We start from the raw sequence: 12,966 nt of genomic DNA, 5'->3' as shown, positions 1-12,966 counted from the left end.
ACCCTACGAGGTCGTCATCATGCTCTTCACCGAAGCCCTGCGCATCGAAGTCCAGCGCAACGTCGCCCAGGCGCTCGCCGAGGACGTCGGTACGGGCGATCTCACCGCTCGCCTGATCGAAGCCGAAACGCGTGTGCGCGCCCGCGTCATCAGCCGGGAAGCGGCAGTCCTATGCGGCCAACCCTGGTTCGAGGCGACGCTGCGTGTACTCGACCCTTCGGCGAGGGTCACTTGGCACGCTGCCGAAGGAGCGGAAGTCGCGCCCGACCAAACACTGTGTGAAGTGGAGGCGAACGCCCGGGCGCTGCTCACCGCCGAGCGTACGGCGCTCAACTTCCTGCAACTGCTCTCCGGTACGGCCACCACCACGCGCGCCTACGTACGCGCGGTCGAAGGCACGCGGGCCCGCATCGTCGACACGCGCAAGACGGTGCCGAGCTTGCGTCTGGCGCAGAAATACGCCGTGCACGTGGGCGGCGGCACTAACCACCGGCTGGGGCTCTACGACGGCATCCTCATCAAGGAGAACCACATCATCGCCGCCGGCGGCATCCGCCAGGCACTCGCGCGGGCCCAGGCGCTGGGGGCGGCGCATGCCTTCATCCAGGTGGAGGTGGAGACGCTCGACGAACTCGCCGAGGCGCTGGAAGCCGGGGCGCAGATGATCCTGCTCGACAACATGACGCTCGAGCAGATGAAGGAGGCCGTGTGGATCAACGCCGGTCGCGCCGAACTCGAAGTCTCCGGCGGCGTCGACCTCGACCGGGTGCGGGCGATCGCCGAGACGGGCGTCGACCGCATCTCGGTGGGCAAGCTCACCAAGGACGTGCGGGCCGTGGATCTGTCGCTGCGCCTGCTCGAAGCCTGAGTGCGGACCTGAACCCTCAAGGAGGGCTGTCAGCCCAAGCCCCTCCACGATCGCCAAGCGCGGCAGATCGAATCACGCGTCCTCAGGCATGCGCCGCGATATAGTCCTTCACCTGTTGCACATCGGCCGGCAAGCGCGTCACGCGCTGCGGCCGCTGCTCCAGATCGGCGAGCTCGGCCGGGCGCGGCGGCTCGAATCCCACCGCCTCGCGCAGCGTCTCGGCAAACTTCGCCGCCTGTGCCGTCTCGAGCACGACCACTGGCATGTCCTCGATACCGGCACGCCGCGCCACCGTCACCGCATCGGCCGTGTGCGGATCGATGAGCACCCGGTGGCGCGTCCAGACGTCGCGGATGGTCGCGATCCGGTCGGCGTGCGTGCTGCGCCCGGAGACGAAGCCGAATTCCGGCAAGCGCGCCCAATACGGCGTGCCCTCGAGATCGAAGTGCCCCTGGGTCTCCAGAGCCCGCCACAGCCGGCGCAGCGCCTCTGGATCGCGCCCAACCAGATCGAAAACGAAGCGCTCGAAGTTCGAGGCCTTGGAGATGTCCATCGACGGGCTGGACGTGGCAAACGTCTCGCTCGATGCGCGCGGGCGATAGACGCCGGTGCGGAAGAACTCGTCGAGCACGTCGTTCTCGTTGGTGGCCAAAATCAGGCGCCCGATGGGTAGCCCCATCTGGCGGGCAATGTGCCCGGCGAGGATGTTGCCGAAGTTGCCGCTGGGCACAGCGAAAGCCACCGGCTCGCCCACGCGATCGACCGCCTGGAAGTAACCGGCGAAGTAATAGACCACCTGCGCGGCGATGCGCGCCCAGTTGATCGAATTGACCGCGCCGATGCGGTGACGGCGCTTGAACTCGGCATCCTGGCTCACCGCCTTGACGATGTCCTGGGCATCGTCGAAGGTCCCCTCGACGGCGAGGTTGTGGATGTTCGGTTCCTGCAGCGAATACATCTGCGCGCGCTGGAACGGGCTCATGCGCCCGGCCGGCGAGAGCATGAAGACCTGCACGCGCTCGCGCCCACGCATGGCGTATTCGGCGGCCGAGCCGGTATCGCCCGAGGTAGCGCCAAGGATGTTCAAGCGCTCATCGCGGCGCTCGAGCACATGCTCGAAAAGCTCGCCCAGCAGCTGCAGGGCCATGTCCTTGAAGGCGAGCGTGGGGCCATTGGAGAGCTCGAGGATCCCGAAACGCCTCTCTTCCAACCAGGTGAGCGGCGTGATGCGCGCGGCGCGCGCCGGATGACGGGCGAAGGGGTAGCGCGTTGCGGTGTAGGTGCGCACCACCAACCGGGCGAGCTCGTCCTCGGCGATATCGTCGATGTAACGACGCAGCAGCTCCCAGGCGAGTTCCCCATAAGGCAGGCGCGACAGGCGCGCGAGCTCCGCGGAAGCAATGTGGGGATACTGCGCCGGCACGTAGAGCCCGCCGTCGGCGGCGAGCCCTTCCAGCAAAATTTCGGAAAACTTCAGTACGGGCGCCTGCCCACGCGTCGACAAGTACTCCACGGCCACCTCGAGATCGAACGATAGCCGCGATTATACGACGCTCGCGCGCAGAGCCTCGAGGGGCGGGCGACGCAGCAGTGGCTGCACGGTGGCCATTCCTACGGCGACCACCCCAAGTACGGCAAGCCCCCCCGCTGCGGCGAGCACCCCCCAGCTGAGCGCCACTTCCAGGCGGAAGACCGAAGCCGCGAGCCACAGACCTACCCCCGCGCTCAAAACGACCGAAACCAGCGCCCCCACAGCACCGAGCGTGGCGAACTCGAGCGCGAGCGTGGCGAGGATCTGTCGGCGCCGCGCCCCCAACGCCCGCAGGATGGCCACACGCTGGAGCCGCTCCTCCTGTCCCAGCATCCAGCCTACCGCCAACACCAGCGCGCCCGTCCCCAAGGTGAAAGAAAATACCGCCTGCAACAGCGCAGCCACCTGGTCGCTCATGCGTTCGAACTGCTCGCGGATGCGACCGACATCGATCACGGTGACGTTGGGAAAACGCTCGAGCAAAGTCCGCTCGAACGCTTCCCGGCCTGGCGGCAAGCGGTAGCTCGTCAGCCAAGAGGCAGGGAATGATTCAAGCAGAGACGGATGGGTAATGATGAAGAAATTGACGTTCATCGACTCCCAACGCAGTCGCCGGATGCTGGTTACGACGCCCTCGACCTCCTGCAGGTCGATGACGAAACGCAAGCGGCTCCCCAACTGCAGGCCGAAGGTCTGAGCCAGACTCTCCTCGACCGAAAGCGCGTTCTCCGGCGCGCCGGGCTCACCGTGCCAGCGCCCGGCCACCACGCGGTTGTCTTCGGGCAAGGTCAGCCCATGGCTCAAGTTGAATTCTCGCCGCATCAACCGCTGCGCGCGCGCGTCCGTGAAAGACTCGTCGCTCACCGGCACTGCATCGATCGCAACCAAGCGGGCGCCCCCCACCATGGGCCAGAAACGCGGCTCGTCGAACCCCGCCTCGACAAACGAGGCACGCACCCCTTCCACCTGATCGGCCTGCACGTTGAGGAGAAAACGATTGGAGGCATCCGGAGGAATTCTGAAACGCCAGGATTCCAACAGGTCGCCACGCACGATGGCCAACAGCCACAACGCTGCCAAGCCCAAAGCAAGCGCACTGGCCTGCAGGGCGGCAAGCCCTTTCTGGTTGCCGAGCGCTCGCCAGGCGAGCCGCAGCGGAACCACCGCCCCCTCAGAAAAACGTCTGAAGGCCGCAAACCCGGCCGATCCCACGCCCAGCAGCAGGACGAAGCCCAGAATCAATCCACCAAAGACACCGACAGCCAATCGCACCTCACCCGCGAGCAAGACCGTGAGCGCAAAAAGTGCGAACGCCCCACACGCGGCCGTAGCGAGCACTCCACCACGCCAGCCCCCCAGGTTGCGCCGCAGTACGGCTAGCGGTGTCACCTGCGCGAGCGCCACGAGCTGAGGCACGGCAAATCCGAAGGCGAGCAGGAGGGCGAGCAGAGCCGCCGGCCACGCAGCCCACCACCGCAGCGCGGGAAGACTGGAAGTCTCCATCACCCGTGCAGCGAGCGAAGCGAACCCCTGCTGCGCGAGTAATCCCAGCACTGCCCCGAGCAGGAGAGCGAGCACGATCGCTGCGGCGAACTCTCCGAGCACGATCGCCGCCACCCGGTAACGGCTCGCCCCCAAACAACGCAGCAAGGCGGCGGTATCGAGCCGATCGCGCACGAAGCGGCGAGTTGCCAGTCCCACGGCGACGGCGGCGAGAGCCGTCGCCGCCAACACCGCCAGACGTAGGAAACGCTGCGTCTGCTCGAGTAAAGTCTTCACTGCCGGCTGAGCGTCTTCGAGCGAGACGAACTCCTCACCCTTGGTCAAACGCGCCGTTGCCTCTCGTGCCACGCGACGTAGCACCGACTCGGGGCCACTCAAATGAACACGCCACTGAGCCCGCACGCCAGGCCCGAGGAGACCACTAGCCGGCAAGTCGGCGAGGCTGATCCAGGATTCGGGCAACAGATCGAGAAAATTTCCCCCATGTTCCGGATTGAGGCGCACGATGGCAGAGACGCGCAAGGAGAGGCGCCCCACCCGGACCTCGTCGCCGGGACCGACGCCGAGTAGCCCGGCGAGCGACTCATCGACCCACACCTCTCCTGGTGCCGGACCCCCTTGTAAAGTTTCTTCCCGTCCCCCCTCGGCGCTACGCCTCAGCACGAACTGCCCACGCAGGGGATAACGAGGAGGAATGGCCCGCAGAGAAGACAATTGCCAGCGCTCGCCCACGCGCAGGATCGATGCCATGGCCACGCTCTGGGCCTGCTCGATCTCAGGATATTCCTCGAGCCAAGCAAGAAGCTCGGCTCGCAAGGGGCGATTGGCGGTGATCATGGCATCGGCGCCGAGCCAAGCTCCCGCTTCCTGCAGCAACGCACGTCCCAGGCGATCGTTGAGCCACAGAACGCTGCCCACGGCAGCCACGGCGAGAGCCAGCGCCGCAATGATAGCGGCAAACGCCGGCGTACGCAGATCCCGCCGCAGCAGGTGTAGTGTGACTCGCCTACTCATGCCGAGAGCACATGGGTGACGAGCGTGGCCCAATAGGCCGCTCCCAAAGACAAGAGTTCGTCGTTGAAGTCGTAATGAGGACTATGCAAGAGGCACCCTCCCTCGCCCGGACCGTTGCCGATCCAGACATAGGCCCCGGGGCGGTGTTGCAAAAAGAAAGCGAAATCCTCCGCGCCCATCGACGGCGGCGCTTCACGGCACACGTTCTGCGCCCCGACGAGCGCCACTGCGGCCTCGGCGCAGCGGGCCGCCGCAGAAGCAGTATTGATCGTGGGTGGATAACCTTCGTCCCACTCGACGTCCAAAGAAAGGCCGTAAGCCGATGCCACCCCCTGCCCGATGCGCTCGATCGCCTCGCGGATGCGGGAGAAAAGCTCCGGAGAGAAGGCGCGCACGGTCCCGGCGAGCTCCGCCTCCGCGGGGATCACGTTGAAGGCATGCCCGGCATGGAATTGCGTCACCGACAACACCGCCGCCTGCAGCGGATCCACCCGACGGCTCACCACCGTCTGCAAGGACTGCACGAGCGCCGCCCCTGCGGCGATGACGTCATCACCCAAATGCGGCATGGCTGCATGCGTTCCGCGTCCGCGCAAGACGATGCGAAAACGCTCGGTACCGGCCATCACCGGACCGGAGTGCACTGCGAATTGACCCACCGGCAATCCTGGCCAGTTGTGCATGCCATAGATCTCGCGCACGGGATAGCGCTCGAAGAATCCCTCTTCGACCATGCGCTTCGCCCCTCCTCCCCCCTCTTCTGCGGGCTGGAAAACGAAAACCACGGTCCCTGCAAACGCCGGATCAGCAGCGAGCAATTCCGCAGCGGCAAGGAGCATGGCCGTATGACCGTCATGGCCGCATGCATGCATTTTGCCCGGCTCGCGCGAAGCATGCGCAAAGGTATTGGCCTCGGGGATGGGCAGTGCATCCATGTCGGCACGCAGTGCGATCATCGGCCCCTCGCCCCTTCGCCCCTCGAGCACCGCGACCACCCCCGTCTCCGCCAAACCTTCGACCGGATCGAGCCCGAAGGAGCGCAAACGTTCGGCGACGAAAGCAGCGGTACGCCGTTCCTCGTAAGCCAGCTCCGGATGTGCGTGCAACTCGTGCCGCCATTCACGCCACACCCGTTCGCGGGACTGCGCCCGCACCAACCATCGTCTTGCCTCCATCGCCCCCTCCCAGCCTCGAGAACCCCTTCACTCGATCACGAGCTGCACCTTGGTTGGCGGCAAGCCCTTGGCACGTCGAGCATTCTCGATGAGCTCGGCCGCTTCGGTCTGCCGTTTCTCGAGCGCCCAGATCACTGCCGTGCGCCCATCCTCGTTGCGTCTCTCGGTGTCCGCTCCAGCAGCGAGCAAACGCTTGACCACGTCCACGTGACCATTGCGTGCCGCCAACATCAAGGCCGTGCTCCCGTTGGGCGCGGGGGCATTCACGTCGGCCTTGGCACGCAGCAGAACTTCGACACACTCCACATTCCCCCCGAGCGCCGCATAATGCAAAGGCGTCCAGCCCGCGTGGTCGATGATGGCGCCGGCGTCGATCAAACGCTGCAACACTTTGGCGTTTCCTTTGAGGGCTGCCCTCATCGCAGGCGTCTCCCCGAGGAGGTTGCGCCGATTGGGAGAAGCGCCCGCTCGCAGCAGCAGCTCCACCATCGCTTCGTCGCCATTGGCAGCAGCAAGGCTCAAGAGCGGATTCCCCTGTGCATCGGTGGTGTTCGGATCGATCCCTTTGGCGAGGAGTTTCTGCATCGTGGCCGTGTCGCCGTTTTGTACGGCGAACTCGGTGTCCTCGACGAGGTCGGACGCCCGAGCCGCGGTGATGCCCCAGCTCAAAACAAAGGCCAGAACCATCATCCTCGGGCTCGTCATGGCCATGAAATATTTTCTCGAAGTATCGCTCATTGGGCAGAGTTCCTTGTCCCGAAAAAGAGGCGGAAAAAATTCTCGGTGGTGCGCTCAGCGATGCGCTCGAACGACACGCCGCGCACCTGGGCGAGGCACTCGGCCACGAAACGCACGTAAGCCGGCTCGTTCGTCTTGCCTCGATGCGGCACCGGCGCGAGATACGGTGCATCGGTCTCCACGAGGATGCGATCCTCGGGAACGTACGCGGCCACTTCGCGCAGCGCCGCGGCGTTCTTGAAAGTGAGAATGCCGGAAAAGGAAATATACATCCCCAAATCGAGCGCCGCGCGTGCCACCTCGAGCGATTCGGTGAAGCAGTGCATCACTCCGCCGACGGCCTCGACCCCTTCCTCGCGCAGGATCATCAGGGTATCTTCGGCCGCGGCGCGTGTGTGTACGATGACCGGCTTGCCGCAGGCACGCGCCGCCCGCAGATGGGTACGAAAGCGCTCGCGCTGCCACTCGGGACGATCGGTGAGCCGATAATAGTCTAGCCCCGTCTCCCCGATGCCGATGACCTTGGAATCGGCCGCGAGCTCGACGAGTCGCTCCAGCGTCGGCTCCTCACCCCCTTCGTGATCGGGATGCACGCCGACGCTCGCCCACAGCCGATCGTCGCTGCGCGCGACCGTCAAGACCTTGGGAAAATCCTCCAGGGTCACACCAATGCACAAGGCCCAGCCCACACCGAGCGCATCCATGTTCGCCAGCACTTCCGGCAGACGTTCGGCCAGCCCAGGAAAATCGAGATGACAATGCGAATCGACCAGAAAGGACATCGCTTCCCTTTACAAAGTATGTGTGGTACGGCCAGAGCCGAGCAAAGCACCCAGCTTGCGCTCGATACGCACGCGCAACTGCTCAGAGGACTCCGATTCGGCGAAATGCACGCCGATTCCTTGCACCCGGTTGCCGGGAACCCCCGAGGGAGTGATCCACACCACCGAGCCAGACACCGAAAAACGCTCGGTCTCGTCGGGCAATTGCAGCAAAAGAAATACCTCGTCTCCCAGATCGTAGTGCTTGGTCGTCGGCACGAACACGCCACCACGCCGCAAAAAAGGCATGAAAGCCGCGTACAAGGCACTGACGTTGGCCACGTTCAGCGACAAGACCGTGGGTCTGACCTCGGTATTCGGTCCATCGGTACGCGGTCCATTCTCCTGCATCATCGTTTCGCTCCAAGCGTTTCGGCGTAAGCCGTCAAAACTTCCTCGAGATAGAGGCGTAAGTTGAGCGGATGTCGCACCCATTGCGCACGCGCCCTGACCCTGGTTTCCAATGCGATCCATGCACGCAAAGAAGCGTGTCGCGCGAGAGCGCGCAACCGCGCCTCGGAGCGAGGAAAATAACATGCCTTGGCGCCAGCCGCGATTCGAGCCAAATCGTGCAACCAGCGCAACCACCAATCCATCCACGCATCCAGATCGAAGCCGCTGTCCCGAGTCTCCTTCGACTTGAGCCAGGACTCCAGCCCCGCCGCCCAGACCAGAGGTGCCTGCGGCGCCGCTCCCCCGACCTCGCCGAGAAACCGTTCGAACCACTCTCCCCAGCCTGCGCGTGCCCAACGCAAGGCGGCCAGTGGCGCCCCACCGGCAAGATCGAGCAGACTCACGGCCTGATCTCCGTCCTTTTGGGTCTGGAGCCAGAGCAGCGCTACCTCCCGCGATGGCGGCACGATCCACCAAAGCTGGCAGCGACTCCGCACCGTCGGCAGCAAGGCTTGCGGGACATCCGTCACCAATAAAAATAATACCTCTGCCGGGGGCTCCTCCAAGACCTTGAGTAAGGCATTGGCGGTGAACCGGTTCATTGCCTCCGCCGGCATGATCGTCACCACCCGGCGCCCGGTTTCGGCCAAGCTCAAACCTTCTTGCACCTCCCGGATCCGTTCGATCGTGATCTGCCTGCCTTCGTTCCCCTCTTCAGCAGCAGGCACGAGCCGCCAGGACCGTGGGTGCCCGCCGGCCAGCAGCAGGCGACAAGCGCGGCACTGACCACAGGGCGCATCCCCCGACTCGGGCTGCCGCTCACACAACCAGCGAGCGCCAAGCACTTCCGCTAGGCGCTGCTTGCCCACCCCGGCCGGTCCGCCGAGAATGAGCGCCTGAGGCGCTTGACCGCCCCGCATCGCCGCCACGAAACGACGGTAGAACGGTTCGAGCCAAGGCATCAACTCGGCCATCGATGTTGCACCTCCGCAATCACTCGTCGCGACAACACCTCGGGCGAATCGGTCGCATCGAGCACGACGAAACGTTGAGGCTCGCGTCCCGCCCGTTCGAGATAAGCAGCACGCACCCGGGCAAAAAACGCCTCGTCGAGCCGTTCGAAACGGTCACGACCTCGCGCCCCGGTCTGAGCGAGCCGCCTAGCTGCCACGGCCGGGTCGAGATCGAAGAGAAAAGTCAGATCCGGGCGTACTCCCCCCAGCACCCAGCGCTCGATGAGGGCAAACCGCCCCGCGTCTACGCCTCGCCCCCCCACCTGATAGGCATAAGAAGCGTCGGCGAAGCGATCACAGACCACCCAACGTCCAGCCGAGAGCGCCGGAAAAATCCGCGCATGGAGATGCTCGTGACGAGCAGCGAACATTACTAGGAGCTCGGTCTCCGGGGTCATCGATTCCGACAGAACCACCTCGCGCAAACGCTCACCGAGCGGCGTGCCACCCGGCTCACGCGTGCGCTCGAAAGACGTACCTCGCTGCTGCAAAAATAGGCACAAGGCCTCGATCTGGGTGGACTTCCCCGCCCCGTCGATTCCCTCAAACGTGATGAAAGGTACGCGCGCCACGGATTCCCTCATGGTGCGCTCCGTCCTCTCCGCCAGCGGGCCACCGCGCGGTTGTGTTCTTCGAGCGTACGCGAAAACTCGCTCGACCCATCGCCGCGCGCCACGAAATAAAAGAAATCGGTCTTTTCCGGCCTTGCCGCCGCCCACAGTGACTCTCGCCCCGGGAGACAAATTGGCGAAGGAGGCAAACCACCGCGAGTATAGGTATTGTAGGAATGATCCTCCCGCAGATGGCGTCGCAACAATTTCCCTTCGAATGAATCGCCCATACCGTAGATCACGGTCGGATCGGTCTGCAGCGGCATGTTGCGGCGCAAGCGGTTGACGAAGACCGAAGCCACCTTGCCCCGCTCGTCCGACCTCCCCGTCTCTTTTTCGATGATGGACGCCAGGATGAGCAGCTCATAGGGCGAAGCCAGCGGCAACTCCGGATCACGCGCCTGCCACGCCGCCAACAGCTCCTCTTGCATCTTACGATATGCCATTCGGTAGAGCACCAAATCCGTAGTCTTGCGATCGAACACATAGGTATCGGGGAAGAAGAGCCCTTCGGGCAAGGCTTCTTCCGCACCAATCGCGGAAAGTAAAGTCTGCTCGTCCACGCCGACCAAGGTTTTTTCCACCCAGGGATGACGATCGATCGCACTACGCATCTGGGCCAAAGTCCAGCCCTCGACGATGGTGATGGTCTCCAGGATACGCTCACCTCGGCGCAGCAAGTCGAGCAAGGCCGACATCGTCAGCCCATGCTCCACTCGATAATAGCCCGCAATGATCGGCCCTCCCCCAGAAAAGCGCGCCAGAAGATAGAAGGCATACGGCTCCACACCGACTCCCTGGCGCGCCAGATGACGCCCTGCCTCCAAAGCGGATGCGCCGCGCGGCACCTCCACTTCCAGCGAGGAGGCAGCCAGCGGCAAAGGTCGCACGTACACCCACCATGCAGTCGCCGCCACCACGGCAAAAAGCACGGCAAAGGCAAGGAGCCCACCCCAGAGCCAACGCCTTCTGCCACCTTTTTCCACAGTCATGTTCCCGACTCCAAAGCCACGCCGTGCGCCCGGCACAAAGTAACAATCACGATTTTATAGGGGCACCACGAAAAACCGTAGCGAGCGAATGCAGGGCAAGGTGCCCGGAACGCAGGATGCCGGACATACCTCCTCGATAGGTGAGCAAGCAAGCACCACGCCACCCCGGCATACGGCCGCGCAGTAGGTTATTCGGAGCGCCCTATAATGTACACACGACAAACCCACATACACGCCGTTCCCCATGCCCATCCCCAGCACGTTCTTCACACACCTCATCGATCTGGGTTACCGAATCGAAGCGGACGAGTCGATCCCACCGAATGCAGCGGCGCAACCTCCGTACATCGTGCCGTTACCCAACCTGGCCGTACTGCGCGCAGAAGGTCCAGATGCCGCCAGCCTACTGCACAACCTCCTGACCCAAGACATAAAATCCCTCTCCATCGGCGGCGAAGCGCGCTGGGCAGCGCTGCTCACCCCCAAAGGACGAACCCTAGCCCTCGTGCTCCTATGGCGAGACGCGGCGGAACGCTTCTTTTTGATACTCGAGGCATCGCTCGCCGAACCATTGCGCACCACGCTCCTTCGTTACCGATTGCGCAGCAAAGTCGACTTCACATACGAAGACGGGTTGGTCACCATCGCCAGACTCCCCTCCTGCACTCCGCAGGCGCCATTCCTGCCGCCCGTGCTCGAAACGGTCGGTGAGCGCCGTTTTCTCCATCTGGGGCCCGACTTCGTACTCGATTTCCTCCCCGCACAGGAAGCCCCGGAGCATTTCACCACCCGACTCACCGAACGGCACGCTCCCGGCGGCACCGTTCACTGGCGCCTTGCACTCATACGCCACGGCCTGCCGTGGTTGCTTCCCGTCAACCAGGAAGAATTTCTGCCACAATGGATCAACTTGGATCGCCTCGGCGCAGTGAGCTTCACCAAAGGCTGCTATCCCGGACAAGAAATCGTGACGCGCACACACTATCTCGGGCGCGTCAAGAAGCGGATGTACCGACTCGGTGCTGCCGAAGGCTCGCCCCCGCAGGCGGGAGACGAGTGCTTTTCTCCAGTCTTTGGGCGACAAGGGGCTGGACGCGTCGTGCTTTCGGCGCTCCGCCCCGAAGGGGGGTTCGAGCTGCTCGCCGTACTCCAACGCGAGGCGGCTGAATCGGGTGAAGTGCATCTCGGATCACCCGAAGGCGCACAGGCTGAAATCCTGTCGCTCCCCTATTCACTGGATTGAACCATGTGCCTCATCGCCTTCGCCTGGCAAGTACATCCGGAGTATTCCCTCATCCTTGCCGCCAACCGCGACGAATACTTCGATCGCCCGGCCGAACCCATGCACTGGTGGCCGGACCTACCGCTCCTTGCCGGTCGAGACCTCACGGGTGGAGGAACTTGGCTCGCGCTCAGCCGTACCGGCCGGTTGGCTGCGCTGACCAACTACCGGGACCCGACGCAACACCGGGCCGGAGCTCCCAGCCGCGGGCAGCTCGTCGTGGCCGCGGCAATGGCCGACGACCCCCCCGTGGACGTGCTCGAACGTATCGCGGAGCATAAGAACGATTACCCACCGTTCAACCTGATCGTGATCGACCGTGACGAAGCAGCGATCCTGGAATCGCGTACCGGTCGTATCGGGCCGATTTCTCCCGGCCTGCACGTCCTCTCGAACGCTTTGCTCAACACCCCCTGGCCCAAAGCAGAACGCGCCCGAACCCTGCTGGAGAAAGCGATTTTTCCCCGACCGACGCAGGAAGGGCTGATCACGCTCCTCACTGACCGTTCGCACGCCCCAGATGATCTTCTGCCCGATACCGGTATCCCTGCCGACTGGGAACGAGCTTTGTCCGCCATCTTCGTGCAGGCGCCGGGATACGGTACCCGATGCAGCACCTTCGTATTGCAGCACCGCGACGGGCACACAGAGGTCGAGGAAATTACCTGGGATGAAACGGGGAATCCATCCTCTAGCGCACGCTTCGATTTGCCCGGTGTTTAGCGCAAACCCCGAAAGCACTCACCATAGCAAGAGCGCAGAAACGGACAGGGAATAAAGGGAACGCGCGGCTGCTCCTTTTTCGGACCCCAGAGCAACGAACCAAAAAAACCCGCTTGCAGCGGGTTTTTTTGTGTGCTCGCCGGGTCGACGCAAAAACCCCTACCGTTTTGGCAGGGGGTTTTGGTGTGCGGGGTAGGGGATGTCTGACGCTGACCTACGTTCCCGGAGGCGGAGCTCCAGTATCATCGGCGCGGCGCCGTTTCACGGTCCTGTTCGGGATGGGAAGGCGTGGTGCCGGCGCG

General features: G+C 63.9%; 12 protein-coding genes and 1 rRNA gene. 3 read left to right on the top strand and 10 right to left on the bottom strand.

Annotated elements, in window-relative coordinates:
- The first annotated feature begins 19 nt into the window (after positions 1–19).
- Positions 20–868 carry a carboxylating nicotinate-nucleotide diphosphorylase gene (gene nadC / locus EPD80_RS06645; protein ID WP_142810502.1) on the top strand — a complete coding sequence of 283 codons (849 nt, stop codon included), beginning with the start codon at positions 20–22 and terminating at the stop codon, positions 866–868.
- Positions 869–950: 82 nt separating this feature from the next.
- On the opposite strand, the gene thrC is transcribed toward nadC, so the two are convergent.
- From thrC to mltG, 9 genes are read right to left on the bottom strand one after another with little or no spacing between them, the layout of a single operon-like run.
- Positions 951–2,381, bottom strand: coding sequence for a threonine synthase (gene thrC, locus EPD80_RS06640; RefSeq protein WP_142810500.1), 1,431 nt, complete (start codon positions 2,379–2,381; stop codon positions 951–953).
- A 30-nt stretch (positions 2,382–2,411) separates the two neighbouring features.
- Positions 2,412–4,916, bottom strand: a complete 2,505-nt coding sequence (locus EPD80_RS06635; protein WP_142810498.1) for an ABC transporter permease — start codon at positions 4,914–4,916, stop codon at positions 2,412–2,414.
- Positions 4,913–6,091: a M20 aminoacylase family protein gene (locus EPD80_RS06630; protein ID WP_142810496.1), complete on the bottom strand. Its 1,179-nt coding sequence runs from the start codon at positions 6,089–6,091 to the stop codon at positions 4,913–4,915. Before EPD80_RS06630 ends, EPD80_RS06635 begins: the two co-directional genes overlap by 4 nt.
- 27 nt (positions 6,092–6,118) lie before the next feature.
- A complete protein-coding gene (locus EPD80_RS06625) occupies positions 6,119–6,781 on the bottom strand; it encodes an ankyrin repeat domain-containing protein (protein WP_169116445.1) in 663 nt (220 codons plus the stop codon).
- Between the two features lie 44 nt (positions 6,782–6,825).
- Complete coding sequence (locus tag EPD80_RS06620; RefSeq protein WP_142810492.1) at positions 6,826–7,611, bottom strand: TatD family hydrolase; 786 nt, start codon at positions 7,609–7,611, stop codon at positions 6,826–6,828.
- Positions 7,612–7,620: 9 nt separating this feature from the next.
- Positions 7,621–8,004 carry a PilZ domain-containing protein gene (locus EPD80_RS06615; protein ID WP_221928892.1) on the bottom strand — a complete coding sequence of 128 codons (384 nt, stop codon included), beginning with the start codon at positions 8,002–8,004 and terminating at the stop codon, positions 7,621–7,623.
- Positions 8,001–9,017, bottom strand: coding sequence for a DNA polymerase III subunit delta' (locus tag EPD80_RS06610; protein WP_142810490.1), 1,017 nt, complete (start codon positions 9,015–9,017; stop codon positions 8,001–8,003). The genes EPD80_RS06615 and EPD80_RS06610 overlap by 4 nt, the downstream gene beginning before the upstream one ends.
- Positions 9,005–9,640, bottom strand: a complete 636-nt coding sequence (gene tmk, locus EPD80_RS06605) for a dTMP kinase (RefSeq protein ID WP_142810488.1) — start codon at positions 9,638–9,640, stop codon at positions 9,005–9,007. The genes EPD80_RS06610 and tmk overlap by 13 nt, the downstream gene beginning before the upstream one ends.
- A complete protein-coding gene (gene mltG, locus EPD80_RS06600) occupies positions 9,637–10,659 on the bottom strand; it encodes an endolytic transglycosylase MltG (protein ID WP_142810486.1) in 1,023 nt (340 codons plus the stop codon). The genes tmk and mltG overlap by 4 nt, the downstream gene beginning before the upstream one ends.
- 244 nt (positions 10,660–10,903) lie before the next feature.
- Here mltG and ygfZ point away from each other — a divergent pair, with 244 nt between their 5' ends.
- Together ygfZ and EPD80_RS06590 are read left to right on the top strand one after the other, a co-directional pair.
- The gene (gene ygfZ / locus EPD80_RS06595; protein WP_142810484.1) at positions 10,904–11,902 is read left to right on the top strand and encodes a CAF17-like 4Fe-4S cluster assembly/insertion protein YgfZ; all 999 of its coding nucleotides are present in this window, start codon (positions 10,904–10,906) and stop codon (positions 11,900–11,902) included.
- Between the two features lie 3 nt (positions 11,903–11,905).
- Complete coding sequence (locus tag EPD80_RS06590; RefSeq protein ID WP_142810482.1) at positions 11,906–12,664, top strand: NRDE family protein; 759 nt, start codon at positions 11,906–11,908, stop codon at positions 12,662–12,664.
- Between the two features lie 201 nt (positions 12,665–12,865).
- On the opposite strand, the gene rrf is transcribed toward EPD80_RS06590, so the two are convergent.
- Positions 12,866–12,966, bottom strand: a 5S ribosomal RNA gene (gene rrf / locus EPD80_RS06585); the annotation flags it as partial.

The sequence above is a fragment of the Tepidiphilus olei genome (genome assembly GCF_006980705.1).
GTDB classification, from domain to species: Bacteria; Pseudomonadota; Gammaproteobacteria; order Burkholderiales; family Rhodocyclaceae; genus Tepidiphilus; species Tepidiphilus olei.
The sequence above is the reverse complement of the archived record's forward strand: the minus strand, read 5'-3'. Positions and strand labels throughout refer to the sequence as shown.